Genomic DNA, 18,753 nt, shown 5'->3' with positions numbered 1-18,753 from the left:
GTTATGCAATTCCTAAAATAGACAATAAAATACCTAATAAAATAATGCCAAAAATTAAGTAATTAATTGAAACATTTTTCTTTTTCAGTAAATAAAAACTCAATAGTGTAATACTTAAAGGTAGTAACCCAACAAATATTTGGTCAAGCATCTCTTGTGTTTTTAACACTACTTCCCCATCCATTACCATATTCCATTTAATATCTAATTTAACCATTTGACTAGTCATAGCACCTACCATCGCTAACCCAACAATACTAGCTGCTTTAGTCAAAATATTAATTAAACCATCATTATATAATTTTGATATGTAAGATGAGCCTAATGAGTATCCTAACATACCACCTTTCCAACGTAAAAATTGTACAGGCGCATTAAACAAGACTAAAAAGATAATAGGCGCTAACACATTGCCTGCTTGAGCCAAACTAACAGCAATTCCTGCTGCAATAGTTCTCAGTACTCCCCAAAATACAGAATCACCAATGCCTGCTAAAGGTCCCATTAAACTTGTTTTAATCGCATTAATTGATTCCGAATTAAAATCATCTTTTTCACTATTTTCTTTTTCCATCGACGCAGTAATACCTAAAATAAATGGGTAAACTGCCACATTGGTATTAAAATAAGACATTTGACGTATCATTGCTTCTTTACGTTTTTCTTCATCATCTTTATAAAACAAATCTAAAAATGGTTGCATCGCATAGGACACACCTGAGGCTCCCTGTTTTGATGGAGTTACAGCAGAATACAAAGTGAATGAACGCCAGTACATTTGTTTTAATAATTTTTTCTCTTCTAAACTCATTGATGACTTTTCTTGCATCTTTTCTTCCTCCTATTATCTAAAAAATTCATCCACTTCAGGATCATCTGTATCAATACTATTTGATTGTGCTAGTAATGATTTATCAGAAATTTCTTTTCTAATATTTTTTAAATCAATGTCTCTGTTTGCTGTAACAATCGCAATAATTAATGCAATAACTGCAACTGCAATCAACGGTGTTTTAAAATAAGCGATTAAAACAAATCCTAAAAAGTAATAGACTGAAACACTTTTATCCCATAATATCTTTAGTAACATTGCCATACCAACAGCTGGTAATAGATTACCGGCAATACTCAAACCATTAATAATCACATCTGGTATTTTTTCTAACATTGTTTGTGTTGCTTCTGAACCGAATAAAATAGCAAAAAATGGTATCAATGAATAAATAAACCATTGAAGTGCCCACAAACCAAAGTGTAAACGTCGAATTCCTGTTTCATTTCCTTCTTGGGCATATGTATCAAATTTTGAAGCAAACGGACCAACAACTCCAACATATAATAATGTTTTAATTTGTAGTCCAATGATACCTAATGGAATAGCGATTGGAATAGCAACCTCAGCACCAGCTCCCATATTAATAGCAAAAGCTGTCGCTAACGCAGTGGCTAAACCAGGTTCAGCAGAACTTGCTCCACCGATATTAACAACCCCCATAAAGATTGTTTCAAGTGCTGCCCCTATGAGTAATCCTGTTTGAATATCTCCTAGCAATAATCCTAATAACGGTCCAATGACAATGGGTCTTCCAATCATTGTAAATCCTAACAACTCCTGTCCACCAACTGTAATAAATACAACGAGTGCAACAATAAATGCTTCTAGTAACATTGTTTTCTCTCCTTTAACTTACAAATTTATTGGCTAGTTCTTTTCTATCTGATGGAACATTTTGAAGTGCTGTTTCTGGATAAATTTTAGTCAACTCACTTAAGAATTCAAGTTCATCTGGTGTCAACATGACAAATTGAGTTAATGTTTTCTTTTCCCCTTCAACCGATTTTCCTACATTACCAATATTAATCCGATTCATGTTTGGAACTTTTTCCGCTAGCCTTAAAGCGTCACCAACTGTTCTAACTAAAACAAGTATCCGCTTACTACTTGCTCGTGGATCATTTAATATATTAGCAACGTCATCTACTGAACGAATCAACACCTTTATACCTGAAGGAACAGCCATTTTTAATGCCATTTGCTGTGTTTCGTTGTTAGCGACTTCATCATTTGCCACAATAATTCCCTGTAAACTTAATTCTTTAGACCATACCATCGCGATTTGTCCATGAACTAATCGTTCATCTACTCGAAGTGTTGTAGGGATAATATCCGTAGAGTTGTTTTGTTTCGCTTGCTTATTGTTTTTAACATCATTTGTCATGTCACTTTTTTCTTCATTTGTTTCTTCAGTTATCTTCACGTTGGGTTTATTTTTTACTAATTGCATGGCATCTCTCCCACTTTTTATCAATCCTTCAATCACATCATCGGTATAAACTTCTGCACCATATATAATCTCAATCATGACTGGTAGATTAAACCCAGCCACTATAAATACATTTTCTTTTCCTTGTGCAGCTAGTATCATTTTTTGATTCACACTACCTCCAAACATATCGGTAAAAATAACGGCTTGATCATCATCTTTTAATTCATCAAAAAAGCAATTAATTTGTGTATCGATGTCTTCAATTCCTTCAACATACGCGCACATATATGTTATATTCAGATCGCTACCGGCAAATAATTCAAGAGTATCTTTTACACCTTGAGCCATTTTTTCATGGGTTGCTACAACAAATTTTTTCATGACTACCTCCTATTGGAACGTTCCAAAATTGTTCGGAGTTTATATTTGGAACGTTCCATTTTTTATTAGTATACTACAAAAAGAAAATTATGCAAGTGGTTTCATAAAATTCTTTTTGTCGTTTTACCTTGAATAAACTCAACAGGTAAGACAATCGTTTCTTCATTTGTTTCTTTTTTACCCTTTAAAATGTCTTGCAAAATGGACACACACTTGGTAACTATTTCTGGTATTGGTTGACGAATAGAAGATAATGGATGATTTTGATATTCATACATCTTACCACCATCAAAACCAATAATTTGAAAATCATTTGGACTTGTTAATCCACATTGTTTTAAAATATCTAATGAAAAATCAGCATATTGATCCGCTACAGCAAAAATCCCATCATGTGGTATGTTATTCTGATAGTTTTGTCGTAAAAACTGAGATAATTCATTAAAAAATTTATCTTCATGATATTTTGAATTAAAGACCTCATAAGGAATATTATATTCTTCACAGTAATCAACAAAACCTCTTGTTCTCTCACCATAATTAGTAATCGTTTTATCAGTTGTTCTAGTAATCATTAATAAATTACTCGCACCACTTTCAGATAATTTTTTTGCAGCTAATTTTCCACCCATATAGTTATCCGACGTCACACATGGGATAGTCTCAGAAATTTTTTTCTCAATAGACACGATAGGAATGTCATGTGTCAATTCTGAAGAAAAGTCACTATAAGATATCGTAATAATTCCTGCTGCTTTCTGTTCTCGACTCATTTGTATATACTCTAATTCTTCAGCGATATCATTATTTGACGTACATAAAATCATCTTAAACTGTTCTTTTTTTAGCGCCCGTTGCATTTGATATGTTAGCTCAGCAAAAAATGGTGTTTGAGTGGTTGGTACAATAAAAATCACTAAATTTGACCGATTCATTTTCAATTCTCTCGCTGTAATATTAGGGATGTATCCTAATTCATCGATTGCTTCTTGGATCTTTTTTTGTGAGGCTTCTTTCACCCTAACTCCATTAATATAATTAGAAACCGTTCCTCTAGATACTCCTGCTAATTTTGCAACATCATTCATTGTAGGCATGAATTAGTCCTCCTTAACCCCATATTATCTTCATTCTATCAAATCTTTATCTTTTTAGCATGTTATTTTAAATTTCCTAAACAAAAAAAGAAACTAAAAATACTTTCTAGTTTCTTTTTCTATTTGCATATATATAAAACGGGATACCTAAAGCAGTCAGTCCTAACCCAGTCACTACTAAAGATAATTGGTTAATTAATGTCATCGATAAAATAAAAATACCACCAATGATTGAAACAATTGGTATAAATGGATACAAAGGTACTTTATATGGTCTTGGTAAATCTGGTTCTGTTTTTCGGAGTTTTATCACTGCCATAAACACTAATGTATAAAATATCCAAATAACAAATACCAACATGTCTGTTAAAATATCAAAACCACCTAGTAACATCATCACAATCGCAACAGCTAATTCAAAAAAACCAGCAATAAAAGGCACCTTGTTACGATTTAATTTAGCTAATTGATTTGAATATGGTAATTGCTTATCTAATCCCATTGTATAAGGAATTCTCATACCTGTCATTGTATACCCATTGATAGAACCATAAACAGAAATTAAAATCCCAATCGTCACCAGTTTTCCACCAAAGTTACCAAAAATTTGTTTCGACACATCCATAGCTGCATTATCATTTCCCGCCAGTGCCTCTATAGGTAATGTTTTCAAATAAACAAAATTTACTAATAGGTAGATAACCATAACACCGAACAGTCCGCCCGCTATCGAGCGCGGTAAATCTCTTTCAGGATTTTTTAGCTCTCCAGAGATATTTCCAACATGTATCCATCCATCATAAGCAAACATTGTCGCTAGTAATCCTGCTCCTAATGCAGGAAAAAAACCAGATGCCTCAGATCCAGCTGTCACTGGAAATAAACTCACCGTGACATCGCCTTGTCGCAATAATCCAAAAATAACAATTAATGCTAATGGTATTAATTTACATATCAAGGTAATAGATTGAAAAATTCCGCTTGCTCTTGCACCTAAAAAATTAATCAACATAATAGAAGCACCAACTAAAATCGCAATCGGTACAACAACAGAATTAGACAGACTAAATAGATTTTTGAACTGTGTTCCAAATATAATAGATAAGGCTGCAACATTAGCTGGAAAATAAATAATAATTAACGCCCATCCCAATAAAAAGCTCCATAATTTTCCATAAGCCCTCTCAATATAGCGTACCATACCGCCTGTCTCAGGTATTGCCGCTGAAAGTTCTGCAGCCGTTAACCCAGCACAAATACTGATAATACCACCTAAAAACCATGATAATAGTGTCATGCTCGCAGAACCTGTAGATTGAGTCACACTTGCTGTTTTGAAAAATACTCCACCACCAATTACAGTTCCCATAACAGTTGATAATGCAGGGAAAAAGGTCATCGTTCGTTTTAGTTGGTTGTTGCCTTCATGTACAACTTGTTCTTTGTTTGGCATACTGCTCCCCTTTTTTCATACTTAAATTTCATTATCTGAGAAAAAAATTTAACGAATATATTTTAAAATATAGCATATTTTATCACACTGGAAAGGAAAAGCAATAAACTTACATGATGATTTACTTAATTCTTTTCAGAAAATAACATTCCAATGTTATTTTTCGTTACCCAATCATACGGTGTTATTTGATACACAAGATTTAACCAATTTTGATAAAATAAACTCGCTTCTGATCTCCATGTTTGTTTAAACTGGTTTGTATTCTCTATTTTTTCATAATGCTTAGGAAATTGTGTTCCTAGTTGTTTTTCTTGATCTCTTAAATACTCTTCATATAGCGTATTGGCATCATATTCCAAGTGGCCCAAAACAAATACATTTTTATCATCATTTGATACAAACATTAGTGGCCCTAATTGAATACTTTCAGATAAAACCACTAAAGGAGCTTGGCTTATTTGAGAATGATTGATTCCAGTATAACGAGACTGTGGACTATCAAAATAATCGCTAAATCCCCTCAAAAACGGGTGCCTTGTTGTCACTTTATTTTCATAAATACCAAATAATTTTTCTTTATAATGTGTTTTTTCTATTCCATAATAGTGATACAAACCGGCTTGTGCTCCCCAACAAATATGGACAATGCTGGTTACATTTTCTTGTGCCCAATCTAAAATATCAGTCAGCTCTTCCCAGTAATCCACTTCTTCAAACTGTAGTTGCTCAACAGGTGCTCCTGTGACAATCAATCCGTCATACCGTTGACTTTTTATATCATCAAATGTTTTATAAAAATGTAAACATTTTTTTTAATATAATTTATATTCTTTTAAAAAAGTAGTATATCCACTGGTATTATTGACTTCATAGAGATTTCTCCTAACTAAGATTTTATTCTCATACTGTCTTTCATACTGTCAAAATCGACCTTTTATTTTTCTTAACTTCATTTCCATGTTATATCACTTACTCTTTCCAAATATTATCTGTAGTTTTTTATTTATAATTTCTGCTACTATTACTAAATCTTTTGTGTTATCTATATGTGTATATTTATCAGTCATAGTTTTATTCTTAGTATGACCTAAGTATAAGGATACCCATTTTTCAGCACACTCTTCATCTTCTCTTACCAAGCTCGTAAAAGTATGCCTAAACCCATGTGACTTTATCTTTACAGGAATATCTGGTTTTTTTCTGTAAAAAGAATTTAACGTTTGGGTGTAAAATGCAGTAGGTAATCTTCTCATATTACCTATATCAAAAAATATTAATTCTTTTAAGTCTTCAGGTACTTTTAGTCCTCTCTTCTTTATTAATACCTGTTGTTCATCTTTCCATTTACAAAACATTCTATACAGTTCTTCATTCAAAACAGGTATCTTTCTTACACTTTCTTTTGTCTTCGTACTTCCTTCAACATATACATTCCCTTCTTTCTTTTGTGATTTATTCACATTTATAATTTTTTTATCCAAATCTATATCTGTCCATTTTAATGCTATTGCTTCTCCAGACCTCAATCCTGTAACTAATAATAAGTTATACATTAACATTTCCCTTCTGTATATAAATCTATCAGTACATTCTATGTAGCTTGATAAACTCTTGAAAAAAGGGGTTATTTCATCTTTTTCTAAGAATACATCGCTAACTTTTTTACTTTCTTTTAACAATTCTTTTTTTATAACAATCCCCTCTGCTATATTCCTGCTAACAATTTCATCTTGGTAAGCTAAATTATAAATATTTTTTAGAATGGATACTTGTTTATCAACACTTGACACGTACGGACATATATCATCTATAATTTTTTGTAACTCCACTTTTTTTACATCACGTATAGTTCTTGAGCCTATTTCTTCTCTAAACCATTTATCGTATGGATAAACGTAAGTGTTAATTGTCCCTTCTCTTTTACCTTCATGTTTTTTCTTATCTATCAATTGTTCAAATATTTCATTTATTGTTACTAAATCATTAGTCTGTAAGAGTTCATTTTCTAATTCCTTTCTTCTATCGTATTCTGCTATTCTTGCCTCCTTTTTCGTTTTAAATCCCCCTTTGGATATATCACAGCGTTTTCCATGTGCATCTCGTCTAGTTATTACATACTCCCACCTATATTTATTCTTTCCTTTTTTTACAGCATATTTTCTTTGTGACATTATTTTAGTCCTCCTTTCTATTAAATTTATTTAACCATTCACTTACATTGGTAACATTATAGATAATTACATTATCAATCTGTATATACGGTAACCCTAACTCCATCCATTTTTCAATTGTTTGCGTTGATACTCCGAGTAACTTAGCTATTTCTTTCTTTCTTACACATCTAAAATCATCAACATTTACTAATTTTTGAAAAATCTCATTCATACATACTTTAAACTCATCTAAAAGCTCTGCTTTCATTTCTTCATTCATTTCAACCTTTAACATCATACCCTCTGCTGTCATTTTTTCTCCTTTTCCAGATACATAAATAGTTAAGCTATTTATGTATTCGTCTACTGATACCTGTTCCACCAAGCCCTTTCTCTAAATTGTAGACTAATCATTAAAAACATCTTTTGTTTTTAACTATATATAAAAAGCAATTCTACACCGAAGTAATAATTTACTAGTGTAGAATTGCTTAAATTTTTGTTGATATCTATATTAACTTTTCTTATTAGCTTTTTACCGTCAATGGCAGTCATTAACATTATTTAGTAATTAAGTTATCCAACTATATTTTCTACACCCTATCATTTTATTTATACAGATATCATACAACATATACAATAAGTATGCAAGGATAAATCACTCCATTATAACATATAAAAGCTTATTTGTCAACGTTTTGAGCTATTGAGAAAGCATATAAACCATTTTAAATAATATACTTTTTGATATTATAAGTATTATAAATAACCGATACGTTGTTTTCTTATACTAATTCTAAATTTTGTTTAAATTTTCTTTAAGTATCACTTTATTATATTTTATATATAGGACTTTTTAAAAATTTTTTTGTCAAGTCAAACCAAAGGTATCTATATCTATGTTTCTATATCACAGTTTAATTCTTTTTTTATTCTATAAATCGTGTTCTTACTAATACTTAACCTATTTGATAATTCTTGCACAGGTGTATCATTCTCCAATCCTTCTAAAATTTCATCATACACAAGTTTATCTGCTCCTACTGCATCCTTATGATATTTAGGTGGTCTCCCTTTATACTTACCTTGCTCTTTAGCTAATTCAATTCCCTGTTTCTGATTAGTTTTTATCCTATCTCTTTCCTCTTCTACCATCCAACTTAACAAATCGAACACTATATCGGACACAAGTTGCCCCATATTTCCCAAATCTTTGTATTTTTCAGTATTTAATATAGGCATATTAACCACTTCAATATTTACCCCTTCATCTAATAATGATTTCCATATATCCTTAATATCTTTTTTATTTCTTGATAACCTAGATAAATCTTGTACTATCAATGTATCGCCAACTCTTAAAGTTCCCACTAATTTCTTCCATTCAGGTCTCTCTAGGTTTTTTCCACTCTCCTTATCTAGGTAAATACACTTCTCATCAATACCCATTTCCTTAGCTATCTCTAACTGTCTTCCCTCATTTTGCTCCTTTGTGCTAACTCTAATGTAAAAAAATCTCATTTTATCTCCTCCTATACTCACTCCTTTTTCTTCTTATTTAATGAACAAGTCAAAATGAACTTTTTACCATGTCCATTCTGACTGTTCTTATCCATTTCATCATTTAGTAATTTTTGTCATTTATAAGTACACCCATAAAAAAATCTAGGCTTCTACTTCTTCTTTTTTTCTTTTACCTGTTTATCTATCTTCTTCAATTCTTCTAACTTCCATTCTATAAAAACAAAGTAAACATCATTCTCATCTACCTTATTTTTATTAAACATATAAAACTCTGCTATCTTATAACCGTTCTTGAATCTATTTTGTATATTTAATCTTTCTTTTTCAGTTAATTTATTGGTTTTATTGGTTAATTTACTAAACAATTTTGCATAATCGCAAAACACCTTTTCTATCTCCTTCCTTCCTAATTTTTCTCTTTTCATAATCATTCCCTCCATTTGTTTTTTTGGGTGATATCTTGTGTGACAATTTCTAATATATATTTTCTTAAAATATTTAAATTTATTGATTTATTAATGTTTATTTTCTATAAAACAACATAACAAATTATCATCTTATATATCACTTTTTCCTCTTTTACTTGATATATTTAGATTTTGCTTCTTCATACTCTGATTCATCTTCTAAACTCCTAACTTTATCTCCTGCTACCTCTTTTAATTTATCAAGTGTAAATGCTGTTATCTCCTCATTACTGTACATATACATACCTATTTCTTTTCTATTTCTATGAAGTACAATCAAAAGGAAGTTTTGTTGATAATTCCTTTTTATTGCACTTAGTAAATCACCTGTATTTTTCTCCTCTGTCACAAAAATTTTTAAACTATCTCTTTTGTCATAAAATTCAATTTCTTGTCTTACTAAATTTTCTTTATCTAAAACAATACATTCTATTTCAAGCACTTCGTTGTTGTACATAAACAAACTAAAATATAATTTTTCTGAAACGAGTAATAAATTATCAATATATATTTTCTTCGTTATATCCTCTTCTTCATTTGATAAATAATTTAACGAGTATGGTATATAACTTAACAAATCGTTAGAAATTGCGTGCGAAATGTCATAATCAAAATCATAAAATAACTTTGTTGCTTTACTTTCTATGCCACTTCTTTCTATTTTTTTAGCTTTTAGGTTTGACAAAATTTTTGTTGAATAAGAACCTGTTAAACGTAAAAGAGCGTTGTGACTGACCGTAGTAAATTTAAACAAACTTACTATCTCTCTGCTATTCGTCATTCTGAAGCTCTGTTTCCAGTCATCCGTAGGGATTTTTGTAGGTTCCTTGTATCTTTTTGCTTTGTTCTGCCCTTTAGATATATTTTTTTCTGATACTTCCTCATTTTTGTCATCAAAAAGTTGTTCTAAATTGGATACATTCCCTATTTTTTCTTCTGTCATTAACATATCTTTTTTCACTGTGTTAACTTTTTTATTTCTCTTGATACTCGACATCCTTGGTACTTTTGGATTTGGGGTAGTTTTCCTTCTTTCTTTACTTTCCATGTTATCTTCCTCCTATATTTGTTTATTCTCTTTTGTAAGTACAAGATTTGTGATATATCTTAAATCTTGTACTTAATATACCTATTTTCAATACGTAATTGTTTTCAATAAAAGTTAAGAAGAGGATATGTAAATTTATTGGTAAAAAGAACAGTATAGAAAGAAATATAAAAATAAGGAGTTTATGTGTATTTTTTCACATATTTACCTAAATAAAAAAGAAGCTCCTATTTTATACTAGTCGCTCCCCTTTCTCTATTTTTCTAATCTTGTGCTGATTAGTTCTACATACATTTTCACATCTTTATCTTCATATAAATCTGTTAACATAATTATTTTTAATAAATTTCTTATTTCTTCATTTGTTATATTACTTTTTACCATCATCCTCTCACCTCATTTTTTTACTGCTCTATCTTTATATATTATCATCAAGCTGATATACATCTATAAACTATTTAGCTTGTTATTTTATACTATTACTTCATTCTTGTTAGTTCTTTGTACTTCCCTAACAAAACTGTCACTTTAAATTTGTTTTTTGACGTTAACTCATTTCTATCTTCTATCAAACTCTTTATTTTAGTTATCTTAGTGTCTGATTCTTGTAATCTCTTTAAAGTTTCTTTCGAATAGACTCTATCTGATTCTTCTATACCTTTTTTAAGATTTTGAAACTCTTCGTACTCAATCAGCATTCTTTTTACTAATCTGTTTCTTTCTTGTATCTTAAAAGCACTCTTTTTGTATCGAGATATAGTTGTTTCGTCATAACCTAGGTCTTTTCCAATTTGCTTATTGGTTTTCTTCTTTGAGTTATGGATATAATTAAATTTGAGATAACCCATATATTCCTTTGTTAAACTGTCAAATTTATCTAATTTTTCTTTTATATCATTTCTAATTTCTACTTCATTTTTGGGTATTAATACCTTCATTTCTTTTAGCTCTTCATCTGATACTTGAAGCCAATCATATAAAGTTTCTCTTTTGAGTCCATAGTATTTCTTCTCCTGATTTAGAACTCCCTTAATTTCTATTTCAGACAATGGATTTTCAAACACTTCATTGTTGACATATCTTATATACTCTTCTGTTTTGTTGATACTTTTAAAGGCAAGCAGTGTATATGTTCTTAAACCTTCCCATCTAAAATCATTCTTCTTTCTTATAGATAAAAGAGCTTTTATATCTTCATCGAGAAGAAGAGGATAGTTAGCAACTACATTTGTTGTATTCTTATTCCTTCTTTTTTTCCTTGTTTGATATTTGTTTGGGTCAAATGGGACTGTACTTTTACAAAACTTGTCATAAAAATCTTTCTTAAAGTCGTATTTTTTGTCTAGATTATCAATCAGTACTTCCGTCTTAACTGGAGGAAATTTTATTATTTTACCTTTTTTTAACTTTATTTTGTGATTCGTGGAAAGTGGTATTCTTAAAAACTTTGATATGTCATTAACTTTAGTGTCACTTTTTAGGGTTTCAGTAATGTACTTTTGGACTTTTAGCCACGATTTTTCGTAGTGATAGCCCTTTTTATCTGTCTTATTGACAGGTAATTTATAACTTAAAATCCAATAAAAATGGACCCCATGCCCCGAAAACAAACCATATGATGGTTTGGGAAATGGACTTGCTTTTAACCTCTTCATTGCCTCGTCTACTGTGCAATGGTCTAAATCTGCAAATAGAGTAGTTAAATATGCTACATTTTCCTTTACTTTCTTACCTTCACCATTAAAGATATTGGGTGTAACATAGAGATTTTCTTCATCTGTAAAAAATTGTTGATGCGTATTCAAATATTCTATGTCTGATAAAAAGACAGATTTGTGTTTTGTTTTTTCTTTTAGTTTTACTATAGGTTTCCCATAATTCAGACTAACCTCATCTTTCTCTACTGACATAACTCCTTCTTTTATAGCACTCATAAATCGTATTGTCCCATAATTTATATCACCTTTTAATGCATCTAGTAACTTCGTTACTTCTTCTAATTCCTCTTTTCTCATTTAGTTTATTCCTCCTATTTGTACATCTTCCCCTCTATAATTTTATAGTCTTTCTATCTTAATTCTATTCTCTAAATCCTATAATCCATGTTCCTACTCTTCTTTTTTCTGTTACTTCCTATTTATATATTCTTCCTAACTTTCTAATTATATTTCCTGATTAAGTTATTGGAGTAAGATATATATATACTAAAGAAATTAAATATCATATAAAGGAGTAATAGAAAATAGTAGAATGATAATGAATAATAGATGTTTTTAAGAAATATTTTTTTATCATAAAGTGTCTTTTTTTGTGATAACCACAACATTTAAAGAACAAATACCTTTTCTTGTAAATGATTATCTATATTTATTATACTAAATTTTTTTTAATTCATCAGGAATTTCTTATCATATTGATAAAATTCTTTTGAGAATGCTTTAATGGCAATCATTCCTAACCCCTTATTTTATCTTTATTGATATGGAGAGTTTTTTAATGCTACATCATGAGAAGCTCTGATTTTCGTTTTAAGAGATTTTAGTAATTATAGTATAATTATCCATTATTAAAACTAAACTCCCTTAGAAGATAAATTAGAACGTTTTATGAGTATATTAGTTGATAAATGTTTGTGATATTTATATACCGATTAATAATATTTAGATATTTCTAAAACCTTTATTTATCAAGTAATACAGCCTTTTTTATTAACAAATACTATAACAACAATTAAAAAAATCTCTCCTATTAATGAAAAGTCTTTCGGTAAAATTTATTAGTTATATACAAAAAAACTAGCTCTAATTCAAGAGCTAGTTAATTTTACTATTTAGGTATTATACAAATTGTACAGTCCACATAATTTCGTTTGTTCCTGCCATGCGTACTTGCCATGTGATGTATGAACCTGCATGACCTCCGTTTGCAATTTCATGAATTGCATACATTGAAGCTGTCATTTGGTCGTTCCATACCATTCCTGAGTTTCCTAATTGTTCATAGAATGTACCGTTGTACTCTCCACGAATAACGTCAGAAGCAGATACTTGTTTTCCTGCATATGGGTTTTCTTGTGTAGGTGGTGTTACTGCTTGTTTTTTCCATACTACTGTTTTTGTATAAACTGTATGTGTATCACCATTTGAAGCTGTTGTTGTTACACCTGAGTCTGTACTTTCTGATACATAATCATAGCCCTCTGTTGATGTTAATGTGTTTCCATCTGTATCAACATTTACTACCACTGTTTCTTCTGTGTGTACTGGTACATAGTCTTTTTTAACCATAATTGTTTTAGTATATACAGTGTGTGTATCTCCATTTGAAGCTGTTGTTGTTGTTCCTTCATCTGTTGTTTCACTTACTACTGTATAACCACTTGGTACTGTTGTTCCTAAGTTTGCGTTAGTGTCTACATCAATAACTTGTGTAACAGTTTCTTCTGTATGTACTGGTACATGAACATCATTTTTTTCGTATACAAAGGTAATTGTTTCGTTTGAATTTGCTACTACGCTTTGTGTAGCTTCTCCCTTAACTGTATACCCATCTACTTTAATTGCTGTTTCTTTAACCAAAGTACCTTTTTCTACTTCTGTTACTTTGTTATCGGCAATAGAGTTTCCATCTACATCAACATATTTAGTCGTAACTTGGAATTTTTCTGTTGGTGTAACAACTTTTCTATAACTGAAGGTTATTGTAGCACCTTCTTCAGCTTTAACTTCTTTTGTTAAAGTATCATCTAATACATACCCTAAATCAGTAAAATCTTTAGCATCTGCTTTAACAGTAGAGCCTTTTTCAGCATTGATTGTTTCTGTTCCTAATACCTTACCATCGTCAGCTATATATTTAATAGTAACGTTTACTTTTTCCACCTCTGGCTTAGTATTTTCAATTTTTTTATAAATAAATGTGATTGTTTTATCTTCAGTTACTTTAACGGTTTGTTTGTCTGTGCTTAATAATTCGTATCCTTTGAATTCTTTAGCTTTTGCTTCAAAAGTAGTTCCTTCTTTAGCTTTTATAACTTCTTTAGATAAAAGTGTCCCATCTTCTGTTAAATGGTTAATAGTTACACTGTATTCTTTTGTTTGAGAATTTTCAGTTCCAGAACCATTACCTTCATTTCCATCACTAGGTTTATCTGATGGTCTTTCAGGCTTATTAGGATTTGTTGGCTTATTTGAAGTATTATTACCATTACTAATATTTCCAGCACTATTATTATTATTACTTCCAGTATTTGAACTACTTGATGTATTCACATTGCTAACACTAGTACTATTTGTTGAATTAGTATTATTTTGGGCGTCCTTAATACCTTGTTTATCAGCTTCTGTAAGTGGTGTTTCTGCAATAGTATTTCCACTTGAATCTTTAACTGTAACTTTTGCTCCATCACCAAAGTAAATAACGTTTCCTTCGTAAATCAAGTTTGCATCTAAAATATTGTTTAATCTAGTAAGAGTTTCTATTGTAATACCACTGTCTCGACTAATTAAACTTAGAGTATCTCCCCATAAAATCTTGTACTCTGTGTCTCCCTTTTTAATTGTGGTTGACGTGTTAGCTTTCCACTGACGTTGTTCAGCTTTAACAATAGTGTTACCACTAATACTTACTCCTAAACCTAGTACAGCTAAAATCAAGCTTCTTGAGTAAATTTTGTTCATTTTTTTACGTTGCATCATTTTTCTGTAATCTTTTCTGTTCATTAATATTTCTCCTTTTATTTAAAAATCACATGTTCCAGACAATTAAGGTTCCAGCTAAAAATAATATCCATCCGAAAACTGTGCTAAACATCCCAACAATCATTGAAACGACAGCTAACGCAATGAAATAACCTAGTTTTGTAAAGAATCCAGTTTTTACTTCATCTTCTGTTTCGATAACTTCTTGATACATCTTTCCATACTTTTTTGCCATCTAAAAATCTCCTTTTTTTCTCTAGCTTTTGCGAATAATCTGACTGAACTTAACAGTAGATATGAGCACGACAAAAAAGTAGTTATCAACAATCGCAAAATGCTTTGTTAACAACTACTTCAATATTTGTTATTTATTTTATTTAGGAACTGCAATTGACTACTGTCACATTCTTATATTTTCAGTCATTATCCCACTTTCTATTTTATTATACATACAACAATACTATTATTCAACTGTTTTTTATTAGCATGTTTTTCTACTTAAATTATATCTTTTTGCTATATTATAAACAGTCCTTGTACTTATACCATTCGACTTAGCTATAAATTCTACGGTGTTACTTCTGTTACGGTACATTTCTATTACTCTTTCCTCTTTCTCCATATCTCTTTGCTTGCCAATCTTTTTTCCATCTTTTCGTGCTTTCTCTATCCCCATCTTTATCCTCTCTCGGGTTTGAGATACTTCATATTCTGCAAAACTACTTAACACGTTAAACATTAGTTTCCCCTCAATACTGCTTGTATCAAAGCTTTCTGTCAGAGATTTAAAAGCTATATTATCCTCTTCTAAGCTATTAATTGTACTTACTAGAGTACTAAACTTTCTAGAAAGTCTGTCACTTTTGACTACTACTAACACTACCTTATGCTCTTTTGCTAATTTTTTACATTTCTTAATACACTTATTAAATTCTCTCCTATCATCCCTTCTCCCACTCTCTTCTTCAAAAAATATTAGTTCACATCCATATTGTTCCAATTTTTCTCTTTGATTTTCTAGGGATTTTTTCTGTTTATCCACTGTACTTACCCTTCCATATCCAATTTTTATTGCTTCTTTATTTTCTTCTTTTTTTACCATAATACATCATCCTCCTCTATACTATTTTATTCGTATAGAGTATTGTATTATTTCAAATGGAAAAATTTTTCAATGATTTTTGTTATATAAATAATCTTTTTATACTGTCTTTATACTGTCTCTGAATTTTTTTTAATACTTCCTAGCATATTCTTATATTCAATAAAATTGAGTACATCATTGATTTACAAGGTTAAACCAGTCCTCGTACACTGATACAGAGTCGCTTAAATTTTTGTAAATAAGTTTGACTAGTATGTTTTGCTTCATGTGTCTGTGTTTGTATAAACTCAACATCAATTTGCAGTGGACTTTGCGAAATAAGCCTTAACAGCTGAAGTTCTGTTTCCATTTTTTTAGGCATTAAGTTTAAAATCAATAATCTTAATGGACGAATATCTTGCTTTATTGCTCGCTGTTCATCCATAGAAAAAATATCTTCAGCTAACAATATTTTTTTTACAGGTAAATCATCCAAAATTTTTATCGGCATAACAATCCTCTTTCTATTTATACTTTATCTAATGCTTGTACTAAATCATCAATTAAATCTTCAACATTTTCTATTCCAATTGATAATCGAACGGTTTCTGGTTTCACACCAATTTCTTCTAGTTGTTCTTCACTCAACTGAGAGTGCGTTGTTGACGCTGGATGAATAATTAACGACTTTGCATCACCAACATTAGCTAATAATGAAAATAACTTTGTTTCGTTAATTAAAGCTTTTCCAGCAGTTGCTCCTCCCACAAGTCCCACTGTAAAGATAGAGCCCGATCCTTTAGGAAAATACTTAGTCGCTAATTCATGGTATGGACTGGTTTTTAATCCTGGATAATTTACCCATGATATTTTGGGGTGATTTTCCAAATATTCTGCTACTTTTTGAGCGTTTTCCACATGTCTTTCTAAGCGCAATGATAATGTTTCCACACCTAATAACGTCAACCATGAATTAAATGGAGATGGTGCTGCACCAGTATCACGCAAAACAATCGTACGTGCTCTTGTAATAAATGCTGCGTTTCCTCCAGCTTCAACCCATGATAAGTCGTGATAACTTTCATCAGGTTCAACAAGTTTTGGAAACTTACCATTTGTCCAATCAAAATTTCCTGAATCTATGATTGCTCCCCCGAGTGCCACACCGTGCCCTCCAATAAATTTTGTTGTCGAGTAGACCACAATATCTGCCCCATAATCAAATGGTTTAAATAAATAAGCTGTTGCAAAAGTATTATCCACAATCACTGGAATACCCGCTTCATGAGCAATTCTAGAAATCTCATCTAATTTGACAATTTGTATGTCTGGATTTCCTAAAGATTCCACAAAAATAGCTTTGGTATTTTCCTTTATTGCTGATGTGAAATTTTTTGGGTCATCGGCATCAACAAATGTAGTTGTAATACCAAATTCTGGTAGTGTGTGAGCAAATAAATTATATGTCCCTCCGTAAATTGCACCAGCTGAAACAATATGATCTCCTGCACTTGCAATATTTTGAATAGCATATGTCATCGCTGCTGATCCTGATGCTGTAGCTAAAGCACCCACGCCACCTTCTAGTAAAGCTAGACGTTCTTCTAAAACAGACGTGGTTGGATTAGTAATTCGCGTATAAATATTTCCTGGATCAGATAAGCCAAAACGTGCCGCTGCATGATCCGCATCATCAAAAACGTATGACGTAGTTTGGTATATAGGAACTGCTCGGCTTCCTGTATCTTGATCAACTTCTTGTCCACCATGTAATTGTATTGTCTCAAAATGTTCTGTCATATTTATTTCCTCCAATTTTATATCGTTACTTGAACGGTTAGTTGTACTACCTAGCTGTATGGTTTTACCTCCTTTTTGTTAAATAGCAAATCAAAACCTCCAGTGAGAACTGGAGGTTTGTTCTTCGGCTGAAAGCCTCTATTACCGGCTTGAGCCTGAAAGGCTCACTGAAACGGTTTCCCTCATGCACCACATTCACTCGCTGATCCTAAAAGGATCTATTATTTCTTTTTATTTTTCTCTCCTGTAAACGGATCATATTCTTCAAATAATGTTAGTTGATCTGCTACATAATCTTCTCGAATTTGATTTCTTATGTATTCCTCAATTTGTTTCTTATTTCGTCCTACTGTATCAACATAGTAACCCCGACACCAAAATTTTCTGTTACCATATCTATATTTCAAATTAGCATGTCTGTCAAAGATCATAAGACTGCTTTTTCCTTTTAAGTAACCTATGAATCCTGAAACACTTAATTTTGGTGGAATACTTACTAACATATGAACATGATCTTTACATGTGCTAGCTTCAATTATTTCAACACCTTTTCGCTCACATAATAACCTTAGTATTTCTCCGATACTTTGTTTGTATTTTCCATAAATAATTTGTCGTCTGTATTTAGGTGCAAAAACTATATGATACTTACATTTCCATGTTGTGTGTGATAAACTTTGATTGTCCTTTTTCATAAGGAGCCTCCTATATGATTGATATTTTGTGGTCGGGAAACCAAATTTATCTTATCATTTTGGAACTGACCCCAAAAGATG

Annotated in this window: 18 protein-coding genes and 1 pseudogene; all 19 read right to left on the bottom strand. The window is 30.9% G+C overall.

Features of this window, described 5'->3' with window-relative positions; all coding sequences use genetic code 11:
* Position 1 precedes the first annotated feature (1 nt).
* Positions 2–829: a PTS system mannose/fructose/sorbose family transporter subunit IID gene (locus JNUCC83_RS01405; protein ID WP_454460477.1), complete on the bottom strand. Its 828-nt coding sequence runs from the start codon at positions 827–829 to the stop codon at positions 2–4.
* A 15-nt stretch (positions 830–844) separates the two neighbouring features.
* A complete protein-coding gene (locus tag JNUCC83_RS01400) occupies positions 845–1,669 on the bottom strand; it encodes a PTS mannose/fructose/sorbose/N-acetylgalactosamine transporter subunit IIC (RefSeq protein WP_454460476.1) in 825 nt (274 codons plus the stop codon).
* 13 nt (positions 1,670–1,682) lie between these two features.
* A complete protein-coding gene (locus JNUCC83_RS01395; protein WP_454460475.1) occupies positions 1,683–2,648 on the bottom strand; it encodes a PTS sugar transporter subunit IIAB in 966 nt (321 codons plus the stop codon).
* Between the two features lie 101 nt (positions 2,649–2,749).
* Positions 2,750–3,745, bottom strand: a complete 996-nt coding sequence (locus JNUCC83_RS01390) for a LacI family DNA-binding transcriptional regulator (protein WP_454460474.1) — start codon at positions 3,743–3,745, stop codon at positions 2,750–2,752.
* A 106-nt stretch (positions 3,746–3,851) separates the two neighbouring features.
* On the bottom strand, positions 3,852–5,198 hold the full coding sequence (locus tag JNUCC83_RS01385) for an APC family permease (RefSeq protein WP_454460473.1): 1,347 nt from the start codon (positions 5,196–5,198) through the stop codon (positions 3,852–3,854).
* Positions 5,199–5,323: 125 nt separating this feature from the next.
* A pseudogene (locus JNUCC83_RS01380) lies at positions 5,324–5,989 on the bottom strand (homoserine O-acetyltransferase/O-succinyltransferase family protein); the annotation flags it as partial.
* Positions 5,990–6,166: 177 nt separating this feature from the next.
* Entirely contained in the window at positions 6,167–7,372 is a 1,206-nt protein-coding gene (locus JNUCC83_RS01375; RefSeq protein WP_454460472.1) for a site-specific integrase, read from the bottom strand.
* A 4-nt stretch (positions 7,373–7,376) separates the two neighbouring features.
* Positions 7,377–7,736 carry a hypothetical protein gene (locus JNUCC83_RS01370; RefSeq protein WP_454460471.1) on the bottom strand — a complete coding sequence of 120 codons (360 nt, stop codon included), beginning with the start codon at positions 7,734–7,736 and terminating at the stop codon, positions 7,377–7,379.
* A gap of 515 nt (positions 7,737–8,251) precedes the next feature.
* Positions 8,252–8,875: a recombinase family protein gene (locus JNUCC83_RS01365; RefSeq protein WP_454460470.1), complete on the bottom strand. Its 624-nt coding sequence runs from the start codon at positions 8,873–8,875 to the stop codon at positions 8,252–8,254.
* Between the two features lie 152 nt (positions 8,876–9,027).
* A complete protein-coding gene (locus JNUCC83_RS01360) occupies positions 9,028–9,303 on the bottom strand; it encodes a hypothetical protein (RefSeq protein ID WP_454460469.1) in 276 nt (91 codons plus the stop codon).
* A 154-nt stretch (positions 9,304–9,457) separates the two neighbouring features.
* Positions 9,458–10,393 carry a hypothetical protein gene (locus tag JNUCC83_RS01355; RefSeq protein ID WP_454460468.1) on the bottom strand — a complete coding sequence of 312 codons (936 nt, stop codon included), beginning with the start codon at positions 10,391–10,393 and terminating at the stop codon, positions 9,458–9,460.
* A gap of 255 nt (positions 10,394–10,648) precedes the next feature.
* On the bottom strand, positions 10,649–10,777 hold the full coding sequence (locus tag JNUCC83_RS01350) for a hypothetical protein (RefSeq protein ID WP_454460467.1): 129 nt from the start codon (positions 10,775–10,777) through the stop codon (positions 10,649–10,651).
* Between the two features lie 95 nt (positions 10,778–10,872).
* Positions 10,873–12,408 carry a hypothetical protein gene (locus JNUCC83_RS01345; protein WP_454460466.1) on the bottom strand — a complete coding sequence of 512 codons (1,536 nt, stop codon included), beginning with the start codon at positions 12,406–12,408 and terminating at the stop codon, positions 10,873–10,875.
* Positions 12,409–13,230: 822 nt separating this feature from the next.
* Positions 13,231–15,114, bottom strand: coding sequence for a MucBP domain-containing protein (locus tag JNUCC83_RS01340; RefSeq protein ID WP_454460465.1), 1,884 nt, complete (start codon positions 15,112–15,114; stop codon positions 13,231–13,233).
* A gap of 25 nt (positions 15,115–15,139) precedes the next feature.
* Positions 15,140–15,328: a hypothetical protein gene (locus JNUCC83_RS01335; protein ID WP_454460464.1), complete on the bottom strand. Its 189-nt coding sequence runs from the start codon at positions 15,326–15,328 to the stop codon at positions 15,140–15,142.
* Positions 15,329–15,574: 246 nt separating this feature from the next.
* Positions 15,575–16,195 carry a recombinase family protein gene (locus JNUCC83_RS01330; RefSeq protein WP_454460463.1) on the bottom strand — a complete coding sequence of 207 codons (621 nt, stop codon included), beginning with the start codon at positions 16,193–16,195 and terminating at the stop codon, positions 15,575–15,577.
* A 193-nt stretch (positions 16,196–16,388) separates the two neighbouring features.
* A complete protein-coding gene (locus JNUCC83_RS01325; protein ID WP_454460462.1) occupies positions 16,389–16,688 on the bottom strand; it encodes a homoserine O-acetyltransferase/O-succinyltransferase family protein in 300 nt (99 codons plus the stop codon).
* Positions 16,689–16,705: 17 nt separating this feature from the next.
* The gene (locus JNUCC83_RS01320; RefSeq protein WP_454460461.1) at positions 16,706–17,977 is read right to left on the bottom strand and encodes an O-acetylhomoserine aminocarboxypropyltransferase/cysteine synthase family protein; all 1,272 of its coding nucleotides are present in this window, start codon (positions 17,975–17,977) and stop codon (positions 16,706–16,708) included.
* A gap of 221 nt (positions 17,978–18,198) precedes the next feature.
* Positions 18,199–18,672 carry an IS200/IS605 family transposase gene (tnpA, locus tag JNUCC83_RS01315; protein ID WP_454459837.1) on the bottom strand — a complete coding sequence of 158 codons (474 nt, stop codon included), beginning with the start codon at positions 18,670–18,672 and terminating at the stop codon, positions 18,199–18,201.
* Between the last annotated feature and the right edge of the window lie 81 nt (positions 18,673–18,753).

Source organism: Vagococcus sp. JNUCC 83 (assembly GCF_053667615.1).
This window is presented reverse-complemented; position numbering and strand designations above follow the sequence as displayed.